Genomic DNA, 17,817 nt, shown 5'->3' on the forward strand with positions numbered 1-17,817 from the left:
GAGAGCCATGAAACGGCTGCTTTTACTGACAATTGCCACCCTGGCGGCCTGTGGCACCCCGCAAGAGCAGTGTATCAGCCGCAACACGCGCGACTTGCGCACCGTGGACCGACTGATCGCCGAATCCGAAGGAAACCTGGCCCGCGGCTATGCCTTCGAGACGGTAACGGTCTACGAAGATTACTGGGCCTATTGCCCCCAGCCAGCGCCAGCGGAAGGCGAGCCTGCACAACCGCCCAGGCTTTGCCTGGACGAGCGCGCGGTGTCCGAGAAACGGCCCAAGGCAATCGATCTGAACGAAGAGGCGCGGAAGCTGGACAGCCTGAAGGCGAAGCGGACGCAGCTTGTCCGTCAGGCCGAAGCGGTCACCGCACGGTGCAAGGCACAGTATCCGGAGTGATCAGTGGGCTGGCGCGCTGACCGCGTCCAGCAGCCCGCGCCCGCCGTCCACCGTCAGCACCTGTCCGGTGATGAAACCGGACGCGTCGGACGCCAGGAACTGCACCGCCTCGGCCAGTTCAGCGGGGGCGGCGATCCGTCCAAGCGGCGTGGAATCGGTAATTTCGTCGCGGAAAGCCGGGTTCTCCTTCAGCGCGGCCTGCAGGCTGGCGCTCATCACGCTGCCGAAGGCGACCGCATTGACCCGGATACCGCGCGGCGCCAAAGCCACCGCCATCGAGCGTGTCATCTGGTCCATCGCCGCCGACGCCATCGAATAGGCCAGCAGTTCCGGCCGCGTCGCCTGCGAGGCGATGGACGACAGGTTGATGATCGAGCCCAGCATCGTGCCCTCTTCGACCTCGGCCCGCTGCGCGTGCTGGATCATCCGCTTGGCCGTCATCTGAGAGATCCGCAGCGCGGAAAGCACGTTGTGCTTCCACAGCTCTTCAACCCCGTCAGCCTCGGGGTTCAGGATATCCGATACGGCCGTGCGGCGGTTGGCGTTGACGAGGATGTCCACCCGGTCGAACGCGTCGATGGTGGCTGACAGAAGATTGGCAATGGTCAGCTTCTCGGTCAGGTCGCCCGCAAACATGCGGATCAGTCCCTCGGCCCGGGCCTCTTCGCCGATCTCGGACTCAAGCCGGTCCTCGTCCACGTCGGCGAACATCACGTTGGCGCCCTTGTCCACCAGATGCCGGGCGATGGCCAGCCCGATGCCCGAGGCCGAGCCGGTGACGATGGCAGTCTTGCCGGAAACGGAAAAGGACATGGCTAGCCTCGTGTCACGGTTTGGCCCGCTTGGGCTTGATGGCTTGGATCACGCGGAAGCCGCCTTGGGTGACCACCTCGCGGACCTCCAGAAAGTTGTCCGACAGCACGGCATCATAGGGCAGGTGGCGGTTCGCGACCAACCAGAGCTCTCCACTCGGGGCAAGCATCCGCCGGGCGGCCCGGATGAAGGCGGCGCCCAGCGCCGGGTCGGCTTCGCGGCCCTTGTGGAAGGGCGGGTTCATCACCACGACGTCCAGCAGCGTTTCAGGCCGCCACGTCGTCGCATCCGCCCAATGAAATCGGGCGCGGGGGTCGGTGATGTTGACCTTCGCGCAATCCAGCGCATCCGCCTCGGCCTCGACCAGATCCAGTTTCTTGACTCCGGGACGCTTCAGGACTTCCGCCGCGAGGAACCCCCAACCGGCCCCCAGATCAGCGACCTTGCCCCCCAGCTTTACCGGAAGGGCCGAGGCGAGGAGCACCGATCCCGGATCCGGTCCATCGGCCGAAAAGATGCCGGGCAGCGTCTGGAAAACATCCACCTGATGTGACTTGGCCAGCCAGTCCGACAGGTCGGGCCCAGCCTGGAAGGACGCCAGCTTGCCATGCGCCTTCGACAGGCTTTCCGACAGATCGACCCGCGCCCGCAAGTCCTTCAGCGCCGTGTCGATCCCGTCGGTCTTCTGCCCGTCGACCGCGATCCAGCCACCCGGCGCGACCTCCGCCGCCGCCCGCGCGATCAGACCCCGCGCCGCCTCACGCGACCGGGGCAGGCACACGATCGCCGCCGCATACGGCGGCTCTTCCGTGACCGAATACATGGAGCCTAAATGGTCGTGGTCCGGCTTGAACCCGGTCAGGACCGTCACCCGGTCGCGCGGCAGGTCGGACAAATCGTCGCCGATCCGCGGCCGATAGACCGCGATCCTGCCTTCGGACGGCAGGTCCAGTGCGCCGGTTTGCAGCGCCAGGGACAATCTTGCGGAACGCATGGGCGGGGCCTCAGGCCCCTGGTCCCCTTATCACGGCACGACAGGTCATTCCTTTTCCATCGTGCATTGCAGCGGGTGCTGGTGGCGACGCGCAAAGTCCATCACCTGAGCCACCTTGGTCTCGGCCACCTCGAAGCTGAAGACGCCCACAACCGCGAGGCCCTTCTTGTGGACCGTCAGCATGATCTCGAACGCCTGGGCGTGGTTCAGCCCGAAGAACCGCTCCAGCACGTGAACGACGAACTCCATGGGAGTGTAGTCGTCGTTCAGCAGCATCACCTTGTACATCGGCGGGCGCTGGGTTTTGGTCTTGGTTTTCGTCAGGATCGAGGTGTCGTTCCCCGGGCCATCCGTCTTGTCGGACATGGTCGTTGGGCGGACTGACACGGGATGCGGGCTCCGGGAGTGGGATTCGGGGTTGCAACTGACCTGCGAAATATAGCCTCTTTTGGCGCGGCGAAAAGGGGCGGACATGCTGACCACGATCGGCTTCGATGCAGACGACACACTTTGGCAGAACGAAACCTTCTTTCGGCTGACCCAAGATCGCTTCCTGCAGGTCCTGCAGGACCATGCCGACCCGCAGAATTTGCGCGCGCGGCTGGAGGCGGCAGAGCGTCGGAACCTCGACTATTACGGCTTTGGCGTGAAGGGTTTCACTCTGTCGATGATCGAGACGGCTGTCGAGGTGACCGAGGGCCGCGTGCCTGCCAGCGTCATCGGCGACCTCGTGGCGATGGGCCGCGATCTTCTGGAACACCCGATGGAGCTTCTTCCCCATGCCCGCGCCACCGTGACCGCGTTATCTGGGGAATTCCGCCTGGTCCTGATCACCAAGGGCGACCTTCTGCACCAGGAACGGAAGCTGGCCCAGTCCGGTCTGGGCGACCTCTTCGACGGCGTCGAGATCGTCTCGGACAAGACCGAGGCCACCTACCGCACGGTCTTTGCCCGCCACGGAACCGGGGCGGACCAGGCGCTGATGGTGGGCAACTCGCTGAAATCAGACGTCATCCCGGCCCTGCAGGCAGGGGCCTGGGGTGTCCACGTCCCGCATGAGCATGAATGGGCGTTCGAAGCCGCCGCTGCTCCCGTGGACCATCGCCGCTTCCACGTGCTTCCCCACCTGGGCGCACTGCCCGATCTTGTCCGCGGACTGCAAGGATAGCCCCACAGCTAGGGCCACCGGCGCAGTATTGCCCAAGATGTGCTGTCGTCGGCAAAATTGTGCTGCATTCACGCAACTGCATGAACTAATGCTTGAAAGCCATTGGTATTTTTGGGTTTTAGGACGCTCACTCCTGTGCTAGCTTTCCAGCTGAGGCAGAATAGGCACCGGAAAATCCGGGCCAGCAGGCAAAGGGTGGGCGACGTGGCATCGCTTCTCGGGCGGATCTATCACGCTATTTTCTTGGCATTTGTCGTCAGCACGATCGTGGTGACGTCTCCATTGCAGGCCGCCCCCTTCGCGGCCATCGTCATGGACGGGCGAACCGGCGAGGTGCTGTATGAAAAGAACGCGGACACGCGGCTGCATCCTGCATCGCTGACGAAGATGATGACACTTTACATCACCTTCCAGGAGATCCAGGCCGGCCGTCTGACGCTGGACAGCAAGGTCACCGTCACGAAATATGCGGCCTCGCAGCCGCCGTCGCGGCTCGGGCTGAAGCCGGGCCAGAAGATCGCCGTCCGCTACCTGATCCGAGCGGCCGCGATCAAGTCGGCCAACGATGCGGCCTCGGCGCTTGGCGACCACATCGGCGGCGACGCGGCAGGCTTCGCCAAGCGAATGACCCGCACCGCGCGTCAGTTGGGGATGCACAACACCACCTTCAAGAACGCCAACGGCCTGACCGCCGACGGCCACCTGTCGACCGCACGGGACATGAACGTCCTGGGTCGGCACCTGTTCTACGACTTCCCCCAGTACTACCACATCTTCTCGCGCCGCACGGCCGACGCCGGGGTCGCGCAGGTGTCGAACACCAACACCCGCTTCCTGGACGCCTATGAAGGCGCGGACGGGATCAAGACCGGCTACACGGTCGCTGCGGGCTTCAACCTGACGGCCTCGGCGCATCGCGGCAAGAAGCACGTGATCGCGACGGTATTCGGCGGCACCTCGACCGCAAACCGCAATGCCAAGATGAAAGAGCTGATGGATATCGGCTTCGGCAAGGCTCCGAACAACGTAACCGAACAGCCTCCCGTCGCTGCTGCGGTCGAAGATGCACTGGTCGCCTCGTTGGAGACCGGCATCGACGAGATCGACGCCGAGGGCGGTGCAGGCAAGATCGTCCGCGTCTCGGGCGAGGTGAAGGTGTCGCCGCGACCAAAAGCCCGGCCTTCGATCCCGGCGGTTCCGGATGAAGTGGTCGTCGCGATGAATGCCAGCATCGAAGACGCGCTGGCAGAAGCTACTGCCGAGCCCGCCCCCGCAGGCACGCTCGAATTCCAGGCCGAAGCGATGGCACCGGGTGCAGCCACCGTGGAACCCGAAACCGCGCTTGCCACCGCCGAAGAGCCGGAAGCCGCAGTCGAGGACCTTCTGGCCGAAGCTGTGCCCGCCGTCGATCAGACCGCGGCCCCAATCCAGGACGAGGTGGCGCTTGCTGCCGCTGCTCCGGCCGAGGTTGCACCGGGTACGCTGGAAGCCCAGGCCGCGGCGCTGAAATCCGGCGCTGCCCCGGCAGAGACGCTGGTCGCCGCCCTGCCCGAACCTGAGGCAGTTCCAACAGCCGAAAGCGATCCGGCCCTTTCGGCCATGAAGCCGAAGTCGCGGCCGCAAGAGGTTGCCAAGACCGTGGTGGCCGAAGCAGAGCTGCCCGCCGAGGTTCTCTTGCCGGTCGAAGAGGTGTTGGTCGCCGAAGCTGCGCCCGCGCCCGTCCCAGAGATGGTTATGACCGACCCCGGCACCGAACTCGCCCTGGTCGAAGAGGAAGCGCCGCTGCTCTCTGATGTGACCGGGGTCGAATCCGTCGCCTCCGACGCAACCCTGCCCCCCTTGGCCAACGAACTTGCCGTGGCTTCGCTCGTGGCTCCCGCACCGAAGCGGCAGGCGCCGATCTTCGACGCCGTCGTTGCGGAAGATGAGGCTGTTGCCGCCAAGGATCCGGAAGTGGTCGTGGTGATGTCGACCTCTGGCGGACGGCATTTCGGGGTCAATGTCGGCGAGTTTCCCTCGCGCTACGATGCCGAGAAGGCGCTTCTGAAGACCGCCCTTGCGGAGAGCGCGACACTGAACGAGGGCCTGCGCAAGACGACCCAGTCGGACGGGGCCTGGCGGGCCAGCTTCATGGGGCTGACCGAGGAGCAGGCCGAGCTTGCCTGCCGCCGCCTGTCGGCCCGTGCGATCCCCTGCGAAACCGTGGGGGGCTGATCATGGTCGCTCTGGTTTTCCCCGCGCTGCCGACCGTGACCCTGCCCGTCACCGGCCGCGCCGAACGCTTCCCGGTCCGCCGCATCTTCTGCGTCGGCCGAAACTATGCCGAGCATGCCCGGGAGATGGGGGCCGACGACAAGGAGCCGCCGTTCTTCTTCACGAAGCCCGCCGATGCGGTGGTCGAGTCGGGCAGTCGCATCCCCTACCCTTCGGCCACGACGAACCTCCATCACGAGGGCGAGCTGGTGGTAGCGATCGGCAAGGGCGGGGCGATGGTGTCCGAGGAAGGTGCCCAGGCGATGATCTGGGGACACGCTGCGGGCAACGATCTGACCCGGCGCGACCTGCAGGCCGAGGCGAAGGCGTCGCGGCGGCCCTGGGACATGGCCAAGGGGTTCGACAAGTCGGCAGTCGTGGGGGCGATCCGGCCGGGGATGCTACCGGAGGCGCGGCTGCGCTGTTCGGTGAACGGGGCGGTGCGGCAGGAAGCGGCGCTGTCCGAGATGGTCTGGTCACCGGCGGCGATCATCGCGGCCCTGTCCCAGATGGTGAGCCTGTCACCGGGAGACCTGATCTTTACCGGGACTCCGGCGGGTGTCGGCCCGCTGAATCGGGGCGATACCTGCAAGGTCGAGATCGACGGGCTGCAGTCGGCGAGCGTGACGATCGCCTGAGCCGCCCGCGCGTGGCGCCCTAATCGACGTGTGAAATAACAACAGGTTGCGAGGCCGCGTTAGTGCGGCGTTAACCTTGCGGTCAAGGCTTGGGCTTGTCGTCCCAGTCCTTGGTCAGGATGCGGTTCGCGTCCCCTTCCGGATCATCGAACTGCTTGGTGCGCATCGCCCAGAAGAAGGCCGCCAACCCGATTCCGCCAAGAAACAGCGAGACCGGGATGAGGATTGCCAGGATTTCCATCTACGTAAGCCGCCCCGTCATTTCAGTCTCATGGCGTTCAGCGAGACGGTAATCGACGACAGCGACATCGCCAAGGCGGCGGCAAGCGGGGTGGCCAGCCCGACCAGCGCCAAGGGCACGGCCACGATGTTGTAGCCGCCGGAGATCAGGAAGTTTTCGATCATCCGCCGGGTTGCCTGACGGCTGATCCGCACCGCGTCGGCGATGGGGGCGATGTCCTGACCCAAGAGCACGATGTCCGAGGCCACCCGTGCCGCGTCCAGCGCGGAGGCGGGCGAGATCGAGACATGGGCCGCGGCCAAGGCGGCGGTATCGTTCAGCCCGTCGCCGACCATTAGGACCTTGCGGCCCTGCGCGGACAGTTCAGCCACGCGCGCGGCTTTCTCGGTCGGCAGAACGCCCGCCTGCCAGTTGGTGATACCCAGCCGGTCGGCCAGATCGCGGACCGGGGCCGGGGCATCGCCGGACAGAAGCTCGACCTGCATCCCGGCGGCTTTCAGCGCGGCCACGGCCTGTTCCGCGCCGGGGCGCAGGCGGTCGGTGAACTGGAAGGCATGGGTCGCACTGCCCAGCGAGAGGTAGGTGGCCGTTGCCGCAACGGGCTCAGCGCCGCACCAGTCCGCACGGCCGAGGCGAACGCGGTTGCCGTGGAACCGGCCTTCGATGCCCTGACCCGGCACTTCGCGGATGTCGGTTACCTGCGCGCAGGCGATGCCTGCGGCCTTGGCACCCTCGGCCAGGGCGCGGGCCAGCGGGTGCGAGGAACCGGCAGCAAGGGCCGCGGCAACCGCGACGGCTTCCTGCGATTGGTCGGCCAGCGCGACGGGATGCGGCATCCCCAACGTAAGGGTGCCGGTCTTGTCGAAGACGACGGTATCAACCTCGGCCAGACGTTCCAGTGCGGTGCCGTGCTTGATCAGAAGACCCTTGCGGAACAGGCGACCGGAGGCGGAGGTGATCACCGCCGGGACAGCCAGACCCAAAGCACAGGGGCAGGTGATGATCAGGACGGCGGCGGAAATGTTGATCGCATAGCGGAGATCGCCCCCGGTGGCCCACATCCAGTAGCCGAAGGCGCTGAACGACAGGATATGCACCAAGGGTGAGTAGAGACTGGCCGCGCGGTCGGCGAGGCTGGTGTAGCGGGTCTTGGCCCCTTCGGCGACGGCTACGAGGTCGGCCATGCGGTGCAGGCTGGAGTCCTTCCCCGCTGCCGTGACCTGCACGGTCAGGGGGCCGGTCAGGTTGACCTCGCCTGCGCTGACAACGGTGCCTTGTCCTGCCTGCACGGGCAGGCTTTCGCCGGTCAGAAGGCTGCGGTCGAGTTCGGAGGCACCGTGCAGCACCACGCCGTCCACCGGCATCCGTGCGCCGGGGCGGACAAGGACGGTATCGCCGGGGTGTATCTCGGCGATGGGGGTTTCGATCTCGGTCCCGTCAATAAGCAGGATCGCGCGCGGAACTTCCAGCGCGGCCAGTTCCTCGGCGGCGGAACGGGCGACGGCGCGGGTCCGGTGGTCAAGGTAGCGACCAAGGAGGAGGAAGAAGGCCAGCATCACGGCGGCGTCGAAATAGGCGTGGTGGCCGGACATCCATGTCTCGTAGACCGAGATCGAGGAGGCGAGGATCAGGGCGAGGGAGATCGGCACATCCATCCCGAGCTTGCCCTGACGCAGGGATGCCCAGGCGGATTTGAAGAAGGGCTGGCCGGCGAAGATCACCGTGGGCAGCGCAATGGCACCGGAAATCCAGTGGAAGAGGTCGCGCGTCGCATCCTCGGCCCCCGACCAGACGGCAACCGACAGAAGCATGACGTTCATCATCGAGAAGAACGCGACACCAAGGCGCATCAGAAGCTCGCGCCCCTGACGGTCGGTCTCGGTAGAGGAGAGCAGGCCGGGGTCCAACTCGTGCGCTTCCTGGCCCTGGATCGCAAGAAGGTCGATCAGCATGGCCGCGGTGACCGAGGGCATCGCCTCGACGCTGACGCGCTTCTGGGTCAGGTTGACGCGGGCCGAGATCACGCCGGGGACGGCCTGGATGGCAGCTTCGACGGTGGAGATCGACTGCGCGCCGCCGGCATTCGGCAGCGACAGGATGATCCGCCCGGCCCGGTCGGCGCGCAGCGCGGCGATGCGTTCGGCGGCGGGGACCGCGACGCAGGCCGGGCAGGCCGAAATCTGGCCTCGGGTGGAACCGAAGTCTTCGGCAAGCGCCATCGGTCAGCCCCGCACGAATAGCTCGGACCGCTGTTCGAAGAGCGTTCCGTCAAGCGAGCGGGCAGTGACTTTCACCATCCACTTGCCCTGGCCGAGGTCCAGAATCGAGGTGTAGACATCGCCGGCCTGGATGAACTGGGGCCGGGCGTCATCTGTGGTCGAAGTGGTTCGCCCGATCAGCACGTCCAGCTCTTCGACCGCCACCGGCACGCCGTCGCGGTCAGTGAAGGCAAGATCGACGCGACCATCGAGGTAGCTGGGCGCAAGGGTCCAGCCCAAAGCTTCCTGCGCGGCCTTGCGGTCGTTGAAACCCTGGCTGGCGACGTAGGAGTTCTGGACCTCGAGCCCCGGAAAGGTGCTGACGGCCTTGAAGGCGAGGGTGAGGTTCACCCCGATGATCACGGCGAAGGCCGAGACGGTGATGGCGAGGACATGCTTGCCCGTAAGTTCAGTCATCGTCGTCTTCCTTTTCCTTGCCATTGAAGATCGTATCATGGTGGACCCGGTTCGTCGTACCCAACTCTTCGACCCAGAGGCGGACCTCAGTCCGGTCCTCGACGGCGGCACGGGTGCCGGGCGCGGCAGTCAGGTAGACGCGCTGGGACATGGTTTCGTTCGCAGGAACCGTCACGGTCAGGCCGTCATGGCCTTCCAGCGCCAGGGTGACGAAGGCTTCGGAGGTGACGGTGATGGTGAACTGGGCGTCTTCCCCATGCATGTTGCGCAGGCGGATGTCGTAGGCGTTGCGGACCGAGCCGTCGGAAAGGGTGACGAAGGTCGGATTGCGCACCGGGGTCACGTTCATGTCGATGGGCGAGCGCAGGAAAAGCGCGACTATGAGGCCGATGCCGACCCCGGCCCAGAGAACCGTGTAAAGCATGGTGCGGACGCGGAAGACGTGGGACCACACCGACTTCGGCGTCTTGCCGTCCCGTTCGCGCACTTCGTCGGTCAGGGCGAGGTAGCCGATGAGCTCGCGCGGCTTGCCGATCCGGTCCATGACGTCGTTGCAGGCGTCGATGCAAAGGCCGCAGGTGATGCAGGCCATCTGCTGCCCGTCGCGGATGTCGATGCCCATCGGGCAGACGTTGACGCAGGCCATGCAGTCGATGCAGTCGCCGTTGCCCTCGACCGCCTGCTTGCCGCGCGGCTCGCCCCGCCAGTCGCGGTAGGCGATGGTGAGGGTGTCCTCATCCACCATCGCGGCCTGGATGCGGGGCCAGGGGCAGGCGTAGATGCAGATCTGCTCACGCGCGAAGCCACCGAAGAAGAAGGTGGTGAGCGTGAGGATCAGCATGGTGATGTAGGCGATGGGGTGGGCCTGGCCGGTGACGAGGTCCTTGAGCAGGGTCGGCGCGTCGGTGAAGTAGAAGATCCAGGCGCCGCCGGTGGCCAGCCCGATCAGGAACCAGACCGACCATTTGACCGCGGTCTTGCGGATCTTCTCGCCGTCCCAGCTTTGGCGGTGGAGCCGGATGCGGGCATTGCGGTCGCCCTCGATCCAGCGCTCGACCAGGATGAAGAGGTCGGTCCAGACGGTCTGCGGGCAAGCATAGCCGCACCAGACGCGGCCGGCGGCGGAGGTGAAGAGGAAGAGCCCGAGGCCCGCCATGATCAGAAGGCCCGCGACGAAGTAGAATTCGTGCGGCCAGATCTCGATCATGAAGAAGAAGAAACGGCGGTTGGCGATGTCCACCAGCACGGCTTGGTCCGGCAGCGACGGCCCACGGTCCCAGCGCAGCCAGGGGATAATGTAGTAGATGCCAAGGGTGATCGCCATGATCCACCACTTGAGCGTGCGAAACGTGCCCTTCACCCGGCGCGGGAACACGGGTTCGCGCGCGGCATAAAGGCTTGGCGGGGAATCGGGGGTATCCACGATGGCTCCTTGGGCGCAGGTATTGGTCTTGCAATCGGGCATTTGCGCGTCGCGGACCTTGACCTGCATCAATAGCCGCAAGGGCTGTCACCGGGAATGCGGCGATGCAGCACCCGCTCCCGTGATCGTGATCGTCGGGGACTCAGGCTTCTGGCCAGACCTCGGCCAGCTCACAGGGGTTACCGTCGGGGTCGACGAACGCGGCGATGGTTCCCCAATCGAAGCTTTGTACCCGTACCGCGACGCCCCGCGCATGAAGGTGGGCGGATGCCGCTTCGGTGTCCGGGACATGGAACCGCAACACGGTAGGGTTCTGCGCCACCGATTTCGCAGCGCTTGCGGCCACGTCCAGACGTTCCACCATCAGATAGCCGGACCCGAACCTCAGACATCAGATGTCCGGTTTGACCCACCAGACTGGCAGACCAAGAAACCCTTCATAGAAGCGGACGCAGGCCTCGTAAGCCGGTGTCTTCAAGCTCACGCCCTGATAAGCCGCTTGGAACGACGCGGACAAAGGCTCGTCTCCGTGGTTTGAACACAGGCACCGGAACCAAGTTCACCAAGACCACAACCCGGCCAAAGAGCCGGTAAACCGTGCATAAGCCGGGTTCGCGGAACCGCGCGCCTCCCTGGATGTTGCACCTGGGATGGAGGAGAGCATCACCCAGCCACGCCCGGACGAGGCGCTTTCCGCCGCCGAACTGGGGGCGCTTGCGCATCTTTACCGGGGCGAGGTCTACCGGAGCACCGTCTGGCGCACGCGGCTGGACACGACGACCAACTGGGCGGTGGTCACCCTGGGGGTGGCGCTGTCGCTGACCTATTCCTCGCCCGATGCCTCGCCCCTGCCGCTGCTGCTGGTCGGAGTCCTGATCCTGCTCTTCCTGACGCTGGAGGCCCGGCGCTACCGGTTCTTCAATGTCTGGCGCGCCCGAGCGCGGTGGATGGAGAGGCACTTCTACGTGCCGATGCTGACGGACAGCGAGGTGGAGGTTGGACCCGAATGGCGGGCGTCCCTGGCCGAGGATTACCGCAACCCGAAGTACCATATCAGCCTGCCCATCGCCGTCGCGCGCCGGGTCCGGGCGAACTACCTCTGGATCCTTTTGATCCAGACGCTGGCCTATGCGGGCAAGCTGGTGGTGCATCCCGTGGCGGTCCCGTCCTTCTCGGAATTCGTGAACCGGGCAGAAATCGGCCCCCTTTCGGGCGAGATGGTGCTGATCGCGGGGGCCATCTACATTGGCGCCGGGATCGCACTGGTGCTCTGGGTCAATGGCGTGGACCGCCGCCGCGCCAAGGATCGCGCGCTGCGCGGCAGCGCGATGGGGTAAGACGCAAGCGAACCCGGGGGAAGGGTGCAGTCCTATCCGATGGGTGCGCCGGAATCTTCCCGGTGGGCGGCCGCCAGTTCAGTTCCGCGACACTCCACGCAGATGCGTTGCGACCGGTCGCGGATCAGGCCGCAGTTTGCGCAACAGGTCAGGGATGCGGCGTCGGGTGCCGGGGGCTTGGCCAGTTCCTGAGGTGGAACGATGGGCAGGCCCGGCCGGGGGCTGGTGAAGGGGAACACGGATAACGATCCGGACGGCTCCATGAACGCAAGTTCCACCTGCCCAAGGTTGCGGACACCCTTCAGGCGCAGAAGCTCTTTCACCTCGGTTGCGCCGACCCCCTGCTCATCGAGGCCCAGCTGACGGATATGTCCTTCGCGCACAACCTCGGTCGGCGTGCCGTCGACCAGGCGCTTGGCCCGGCTCCATTTGCGAAAGGCGATGTCGATGGCCTTGTCCGCCAGGACAACCAACAGAATGACCAGCATCGCATGTATCAGGGGCACGTCCGGATAGAACATGGCGTCGCCCACAGCCGACCCCAATGCGATGACCAGAAGGAATTCCACGACCGACATCTGGGAAATGCTGCGACCGCCAACCCAGCGCAGAAGGACGACGGTCCAAATCCAGATGACCAGCGTGCGGAAAGCGATTTCCAGGTAGAAGAGGATGGGTTCCGACCCCCACAGCATGCGTTCGAGGTCGAAGGGAACGGTCTGATCCATCTGGTGCTCCGCAGGGACCGCACACAACGCCCGGCGGGACAGCGGGTTCCGGGCGCGCACCCGAGTGGCGTATGGCCGCCCGACGCGGGTGCCACAAAAAAAGAAGGGGACCCGAAGACCCCCTTTTCAGTCACAAGGGAAAAGGGATCATTCCCCGCCACCGCGACTGTGGACATAGTAGGCCACAGCGCGGATCTCGTCTTCGGACAGCCGTTCGTTCCAGTTCGGCATGACGCCGAAGCGGGCCTTGGTCACCGTCTCGATGATCTTGTCGCGCGATCCGCCGTAGAGCCAGATCGCGTCGGTCAGTTTGGGCGCGCCCTGCGCACGGTCGCCGGAACCGTCTTCCAGATGGCAGGCGGCGCAGTTTTCGGCGTAGAGGGTCGCGCCTTCTGCCGCCAGCGCCGCATCATTATCCTGCCCCGAGATCGCCAGCACATGCTCGCTGACCTGGGCGATCTGGGTTTCGTCCAAGATGCCGTCCAGGCCGAACTTCGGCATTTCCGAATAACGGGCGTCGGCGTCCGTGGTGTTGCGGATGCCGTGGGTGATGGTCAGATGGATATCCTCCATCGTGCCGCCCCAGAGCCAGTCGTCGTCCAGGAGGTTCGGGTAGCCCTTGCCTTCGAACCCGGCAGCACCCGATCCGTGGCAGGTCGTGCAGTTCGTGCGGAACACCGCAGCGCCCGCCCGTTCGGCAAAGCCGGCCAGTTCAGGGTCTGCACCGATTCCGTTCAGGTCGGCTGCCACCAGCTTTTCCTTGATCGCAGCATTGGCCTTGTCCACCGCCGCGATTTCCACCGCGACATCGGCCCGGGTCGAGGCCCCGAGCAGACCGGGGGTTGCCTGGGTGATCAATGGCCAGGCCGGGTAGGCGATGGTATAGCCGATGCCCCAGACGATCGTGGCGTAGAACACCCAGACCCACCAGCGCGGCAGCGGGTTGTTGTATTCCTCGATCCCGTCCCAGCTGTGGCCGGTCGTTTCCACCTGCCGGGGTTCTTTCTTTACTGGCTTGGCCATGGCCTCAGCCCTCCTTCTTGGCAGGGGTTGGGTCCGCAGGACGGTCGTCGTTGCGGAAGATCGAGGTGGCGACTTCATGATGCGCCACCCGCGCACTGGGCCGGAAGGCCCAGAGGCAGAGCCCCAGGAAGCCCAGCGTCATCGCCAGGAGGAACCAGCTGTCGGCCAGATGGCGGAGAAAGGAATAGGTTTCCATCTTTGCGTCTCCTTACCGGTTCGCCACGGGAGTGAAGGTCGAGAAGTCGACCATCGTGCCAAGGACCTGCATGTAGGCGATCAGCGCGTCCATCTCGGTCAGTTCGGGCTGGCCGTCGAAGTTGCGCACGTTGATCGGGGTGCCGAAGGTGGCTTCGCCGTAGCGTTCCTCCAGCCCTGAGGCGTCGCCCAAGGGGTCTGCCTGCGCGGTGAAGTCGGCCAGCGCGTTCTCCACCATCGCATCATCATAAGGCACGCCCGCCATCCGGTGCGTCGCGACCACATCCTGGATGTACTTCCCGTCGATGATGTTGTTGGCAAGGAAGCCGTAGGGCGGCATCACCGATTCAGGCACAACGGACTTCGCATTGGTGAAGTGGTCCTGGTGCCATTCGTCCGAGTAGCGACCGCCGACGCGGGCCAGGTCCGGCCCGGTGCGCTTCGATCCCCACTGGAACGGCCGGTCGTACATCGATTCCGCTGCCAGCGAGTAGTGGCCGTAGCGTTCGACCTCGTCCCGCATCGGGCGGATCATCTGGCTGTGGCAGCCATAGCAGCCCTCACGGATGTAGATGTCGCGGCCGGCGAGTTCCAGCGGGGTGTAGGGGCGCATCCCCTCCACCTTCTCGATGGTGTTCTCCAGGTAGAACAGGGGCACGATCTGGACGATCCCGCCGATGGTCACGACCAGGAGGCTGAGGATCATCAGCAGGGTCGCGTTGGTCTCGATGACCTTGTGCTTGTCAAGAAAAGCCATGTTTGCGTGTCCTTATTCTGCCGGAACGGCGGAGTTCTGGGTGACCCGTGCGGGTTGCGCACGCACCGTCATCCAGAGGTTCCAGCACATGATCAGAGCGCCCGCCAGGAACAGCCCGCCACCGGCAGCCCGCACCACGTACATCGGGAACTTCGCGGCCACCGTGTCGGCGAAGGCGTTCACGAGGAAGCCGTTCGCGTCGACTTCACGCCACATCAGGCCTTCCATGATGCCCGTGACCCACATGGCCGAGGCGTAAAGGACGATCCCGATCGTCGCGAGCCAGAAGTGCCATGAGACCAGTTTGAGGGAGTACAGCCCCTCGCGGTTCCACAGGCGCGGAACCAGGTAGTAAAGGACGCCGAAGGTGATCATACCGTTCCAGCCCAAGGCGCCGGAATGGACGTGACCGATGGTCCAGTCGGTGTAGTGGCTGAGGCTGTTCACCGCCTTGATCGACATCATCGGGCCTTCGAAGGTCGACATGCCGTAAAAGCCGATGGAGACGACCATCATCCGGATGATCGGGTCGGTGCGCAGCTTGTCCCAGGCTCCGGACAGGGTCATCAGGCCGTTGATCATGCCGCCCCAGGAGGGCATCCACAGGATTACCGAGAAGACCATGCCGAGGGTCGAGGCCCAGTCCGGCAGCGCGGTATAGTGCAGGTGGTGCGGACCGGCCCAGATATAAAGGAAGATCAGCGCCCAGAAGTGGATGATCGACAGCTTGTAGCTGAAGACCGGGCGTTCGGCCTGTTTCGGGACGAAGTAGTACATCATCCCCAAAAAGCCCGCGGTCAGGAAGAAGCCCACGGCGTTGTGGCCGTACCACCACTGCACCATCGCGTCCTGCACGCCAGAGTAAAGCTGGACCTGGGCCGAGCCGAAGATCGACACCGGGATCGCGGCGTTGTTCACGAGGTGAAGCATGGCCACGGTCAGGATCATCGACAAGAGGAACCAGTTCGCCACGTAGATGTGGGGTTCCTTGCGCTTGAAGAGGGTGCCCATGAAGGCGATCAGGAAGGCGACCCAGACGGCGGTGATCAGGATGTCGACGTACCAGACCGGCTCGGCGTATTCCTTGCCCTGGCTGGCGCCAAGGACATAGCCGGTCGCCGCAAGGACGATGACCAGCTGCCAGCCCCAGAAGACGAACCAGCCGAGCGAGCCTCCGAACAGGCGTGCGGCGCTGGTGCGCTGGACGATGTAGAAGGACGACATGATCAGCGCATTGCCGCCGAAGGCGAAGATCACTGCGCTGGTGTGCAAGGGCCGCAGGCGGCCGAAGTTGCCGTAACCCTGCAGGAACTCGAAGTTCAGCTGCGGCCAGGCCAGCTGGCTGGCGATGACCAGCCCGACCAGAAAGCCGACGGCCCCCCAGAAGGCGGTCGCAATGGCTCCGGCGCGGATCACGCTGTCAAAGTATTCGTGCTGCACATTGGGCTTCGGATCGCCCGCCGTCCGCAGCACCCACAGAAAGGCGATGCCCGCGGCAAGCATCACGGTGATCGCGTTGACCTGGTAAGCCAGGTCATGGGCGTAGTTGGCCGCGATCGCGGCGCAGACCGCGACGAGGCCTAGCCCTGCCAGTTTTAGGTAATCCCACATGGTTGCGTCCCTTCGTCCTGTCCTCGTGCGCACTGCCCCCGGATCGAGTCGGGCTTCGGACGCACTTTTCGGCAAGGTGACTTCTGCAGTGCAGCGGGAGATGTCGCCTTGATCTGCGTCAAGCGAGGTCCTGCAGCGGATTGACCTCGGTCAATGTGTGCGGACAGGGATCGGGCATGATGGGCCATTACCTTCAAGGGAGACCGTCATGGCCTACAAATCTCTCCTCACGATTGCCGCATCGCCGGAAGGCGTTCTTGGCACCGTGACCGCTGCCGCGCAGATCGCGCAGGCGATGGATTCACATCTGGACACGCTGGCGGTCGGAGTGGACCGAACGCAGATCGGCTATTCCTACGTCGGATCGGGCGCCGTGGTCATTGCCGCCGCGATGGACCGGGCCGAGGCGGAAGCCCGCGAAGCCGAAGCCGCGTTGAACGCGGCCATCGGCGCGCAGCCGGCGACGCTTCGGTCATCGGTCGAATCGGTGGTGATGCAGCTGGGTGCACTGACCGATGTCGTGGCCTCGCGGGCGCGCTATTCCGATCTGGTGATCCTGCCCCTGCCCTACGGCAAGTCGCGGGGTGTCGAGGACGAGGCGGTGACCGAGGCGGCCCTGTTCGAAGGCATGGCCCCGGTGCTGATCGTGCCACCGTCAGGGATGCGGACGGCCGTGCCGAAGCGGATCATCCTGGCCTGGAACCAAAGCCGCGAGGCGCTGGTCGCCGCCCGCCGCGCGATGCCGTTCCTGAAGCGCGCCGAAATGGTGCAGATCGTCGTGGTCGATCCGCCGACCCACGGGTCGGAGCGGTCCGACCCCGGCGGCCTTCTGTGTCAGCTTCTGGTCCGGCACGGGGTCAAGGCCGAGGTATCGGTTCTGGCCCGGACCCTGCCCCGCGTGTCCGAGGTCCTTGCCCGTCAGGTGCGGGACGTGGATGCCGACCTTCTGGTCATGGGGGCCTATGGTCATTCCCGTTTCCGCGAGGCGATCCTGGGCGGGGCGACGCGCGACATGCTGGAGCGCGCCGAGGTGCCGGTGTTCCTCGCGCACTGACACGCGAAGGCGGCGGCTCGTCGTGGACTTCGTCACTCCTCGCAGGGGGCACTTTGCGAGGAGGAGACGAAGTCGAACGAGGAGCTGTACGTTCGCTAAAGCTTGTCCAGTTCTTCAACCGCCGTCTCGCGCAGGGCGCGCAGGTCGGCAATCGAGGCGTCCAGTTCCGCCCTTTGCTTGTCCAGCGCTTCAAGCTGGCGGTCGGCCAGTTGCAGCCAGGCTTCCAGCTGCGGACGCTCGCCCCTCTTGCCGTAGATCAGCAGCCACTGGCGGATTTCCTCAAGACTGAAACCAAAGCGGCGGCCGCGCAGGATAAGCTTCATCCGCGCCGCTTCCCGCGGGCCATAGAACCGCGAGCGGCCTTCCTTTTCAGGGGCCAGAAGCTCGATGTATTCGTAGTAACGCAAGGTGCGCGGCGTCACGTCGAACTTGGCGCACATCTCCTTGAAGCTGAGGCGAGTGTCGGTCATGCGCAGCTCCTTTCGCCGCCAGCCTAGGATCACACCT

Annotated in this window: 20 protein-coding genes; 6 read left to right on the plus strand and 14 right to left on the minus strand. The window is 65.1% G+C overall.

Annotated elements, in window-relative coordinates:
- The first annotated feature begins 7 nt into the window (after positions 1–7).
- Positions 8–400, plus strand: coding sequence for a hypothetical protein (locus Q0C42_RS20740; RefSeq protein ID WP_295080700.1), 393 nt, complete (start codon positions 8–10; stop codon positions 398–400).
- Here Q0C42_RS20740 and Q0C42_RS20745 read toward each other — a convergent pair whose 3' ends face one another.
- Genes Q0C42_RS20745 through clpS form a run of 3 tightly spaced genes read right to left on the minus strand, consistent with a single transcriptional unit; the run spans position 401 to position 2,573 of the window.
- Entirely contained in the window at positions 401–1,213 is an 813-nt protein-coding gene (locus tag Q0C42_RS20745; RefSeq protein ID WP_295080702.1) for an SDR family oxidoreductase, read from the minus strand.
- A gap of 13 nt (positions 1,214–1,226) precedes the next feature.
- Positions 1,227–2,207, minus strand: coding sequence for a class I SAM-dependent methyltransferase (locus Q0C42_RS20750; RefSeq protein ID WP_295080705.1), 981 nt, complete (start codon positions 2,205–2,207; stop codon positions 1,227–1,229).
- Positions 2,208–2,252: 45 nt separating this feature from the next.
- Positions 2,253–2,573 (minus strand): ATP-dependent Clp protease adapter ClpS, encoded by a 321-nt coding sequence (gene clpS / locus Q0C42_RS20755; RefSeq protein WP_295080708.1) that lies wholly within the window; start codon positions 2,571–2,573, stop codon positions 2,253–2,255.
- Between the two features lie 106 nt (positions 2,574–2,679).
- Here clpS and Q0C42_RS20760 point away from each other — a divergent pair, with 106 nt between their 5' ends.
- From Q0C42_RS20760 to Q0C42_RS20770, 3 genes are all read left to right on the plus strand, one after another.
- Positions 2,680–3,375 carry an HAD family hydrolase gene (locus Q0C42_RS20760; RefSeq protein ID WP_295080711.1) on the plus strand — a complete coding sequence of 232 codons (696 nt, stop codon included), beginning with the start codon at positions 2,680–2,682 and terminating at the stop codon, positions 3,373–3,375.
- A gap of 204 nt (positions 3,376–3,579) precedes the next feature.
- Positions 3,580–5,589, plus strand: a complete 2,010-nt coding sequence (locus Q0C42_RS21670) for a serine hydrolase (RefSeq protein ID WP_367115753.1) — start codon at positions 3,580–3,582, stop codon at positions 5,587–5,589.
- 2 nt (positions 5,590–5,591) lie between these two features.
- A complete protein-coding gene (locus tag Q0C42_RS20770; protein ID WP_295080713.1) occupies positions 5,592–6,266 on the plus strand; it encodes a fumarylacetoacetate hydrolase family protein in 675 nt (224 codons plus the stop codon).
- Positions 6,267–6,348: 82 nt separating this feature from the next.
- Here Q0C42_RS20770 and ccoS read toward each other — a convergent pair whose 3' ends face one another.
- From ccoS to Q0C42_RS20795, 5 genes are all read right to left on the minus strand, one after another.
- On the minus strand, positions 6,349–6,507 hold the full coding sequence (ccoS, locus tag Q0C42_RS20775; RefSeq protein ID WP_295080716.1) for a cbb3-type cytochrome oxidase assembly protein CcoS: 159 nt from the start codon (positions 6,505–6,507) through the stop codon (positions 6,349–6,351).
- A 17-nt stretch (positions 6,508–6,524) separates the two neighbouring features.
- Positions 6,525–8,726 (minus strand): heavy metal translocating P-type ATPase, encoded by a 2,202-nt coding sequence (locus Q0C42_RS20780; RefSeq protein WP_295080719.1) that lies wholly within the window; start codon positions 8,724–8,726, stop codon positions 6,525–6,527.
- Positions 8,727–8,729: 3 nt separating this feature from the next.
- Complete coding sequence (locus tag Q0C42_RS20785) at positions 8,730–9,182, minus strand: FixH family protein (protein ID WP_295080721.1); 453 nt, start codon at positions 9,180–9,182, stop codon at positions 8,730–8,732.
- Positions 9,175–10,605 carry a cytochrome c oxidase accessory protein CcoG gene (gene ccoG, locus Q0C42_RS20790; RefSeq protein ID WP_295080724.1) on the minus strand — a complete coding sequence of 477 codons (1,431 nt, stop codon included), beginning with the start codon at positions 10,603–10,605 and terminating at the stop codon, positions 9,175–9,177. Before ccoG ends, Q0C42_RS20785 begins: the two co-directional genes overlap by 8 nt.
- A gap of 142 nt (positions 10,606–10,747) precedes the next feature.
- Positions 10,748–10,969 carry a hypothetical protein gene (locus Q0C42_RS20795; RefSeq protein ID WP_295080727.1) on the minus strand — a complete coding sequence of 74 codons (222 nt, stop codon included), beginning with the start codon at positions 10,967–10,969 and terminating at the stop codon, positions 10,748–10,750.
- A gap of 286 nt (positions 10,970–11,255) precedes the next feature.
- Between Q0C42_RS20795 and Q0C42_RS20800 the strand changes: the two genes are divergently transcribed.
- Positions 11,256–11,942 (plus strand): DUF2270 domain-containing protein, encoded by a 687-nt coding sequence (locus tag Q0C42_RS20800; RefSeq protein WP_295080730.1) that lies wholly within the window; start codon positions 11,256–11,258, stop codon positions 11,940–11,942.
- Positions 11,943–11,974: 32 nt separating this feature from the next.
- On the opposite strand, the gene Q0C42_RS20805 is transcribed toward Q0C42_RS20800, so the two are convergent.
- The 5 genes from Q0C42_RS20805 to ccoN form a co-directional block, all read right to left on the minus strand.
- Positions 11,975–12,670 carry a DUF421 domain-containing protein gene (locus Q0C42_RS20805; protein WP_295080733.1) on the minus strand — a complete coding sequence of 232 codons (696 nt, stop codon included), beginning with the start codon at positions 12,668–12,670 and terminating at the stop codon, positions 11,975–11,977.
- A gap of 147 nt (positions 12,671–12,817) precedes the next feature.
- Complete coding sequence (gene ccoP / locus Q0C42_RS20810; protein WP_295080736.1) at positions 12,818–13,693, minus strand: cytochrome-c oxidase, cbb3-type subunit III; 876 nt, start codon at positions 13,691–13,693, stop codon at positions 12,818–12,820.
- Between the two features lie 4 nt (positions 13,694–13,697).
- Positions 13,698–13,889, minus strand: a complete 192-nt coding sequence (locus Q0C42_RS20815) for a cbb3-type cytochrome c oxidase subunit 3 (protein WP_295080739.1) — start codon at positions 13,887–13,889, stop codon at positions 13,698–13,700.
- 12 nt (positions 13,890–13,901) lie between these two features.
- Entirely contained in the window at positions 13,902–14,645 is a 744-nt protein-coding gene (gene ccoO / locus Q0C42_RS20820; RefSeq protein WP_295080742.1) for a cytochrome-c oxidase, cbb3-type subunit II, read from the minus strand.
- Positions 14,646–14,657: 12 nt separating this feature from the next.
- On the minus strand, positions 14,658–16,256 hold the full coding sequence (ccoN, locus tag Q0C42_RS20825) for a cytochrome-c oxidase, cbb3-type subunit I (RefSeq protein WP_295080744.1): 1,599 nt from the start codon (positions 16,254–16,256) through the stop codon (positions 14,658–14,660).
- Positions 16,257–16,464: 208 nt separating this feature from the next.
- Between ccoN and Q0C42_RS20830 the strand changes: the two genes are divergently transcribed.
- The gene (locus tag Q0C42_RS20830; protein ID WP_295080746.1) at positions 16,465–17,310 is read left to right on the plus strand and encodes a universal stress protein; all 846 of its coding nucleotides are present in this window, start codon (positions 16,465–16,467) and stop codon (positions 17,308–17,310) included.
- A gap of 95 nt (positions 17,311–17,405) precedes the next feature.
- Here Q0C42_RS20830 and Q0C42_RS20835 read toward each other — a convergent pair whose 3' ends face one another.
- Entirely contained in the window at positions 17,406–17,780 is a 375-nt protein-coding gene (locus tag Q0C42_RS20835) for a MerR family DNA-binding transcriptional regulator (RefSeq protein WP_295080749.1), read from the minus strand.
- Positions 17,781–17,817: the final 37 nt, after the last annotated feature.

The sequence above is a fragment of the Tabrizicola sp. genome (assembly GCF_022842145.1).
Taxonomy (GTDB): Bacteria; Pseudomonadota; Alphaproteobacteria; order Rhodobacterales; family Rhodobacteraceae; genus Tabrizicola.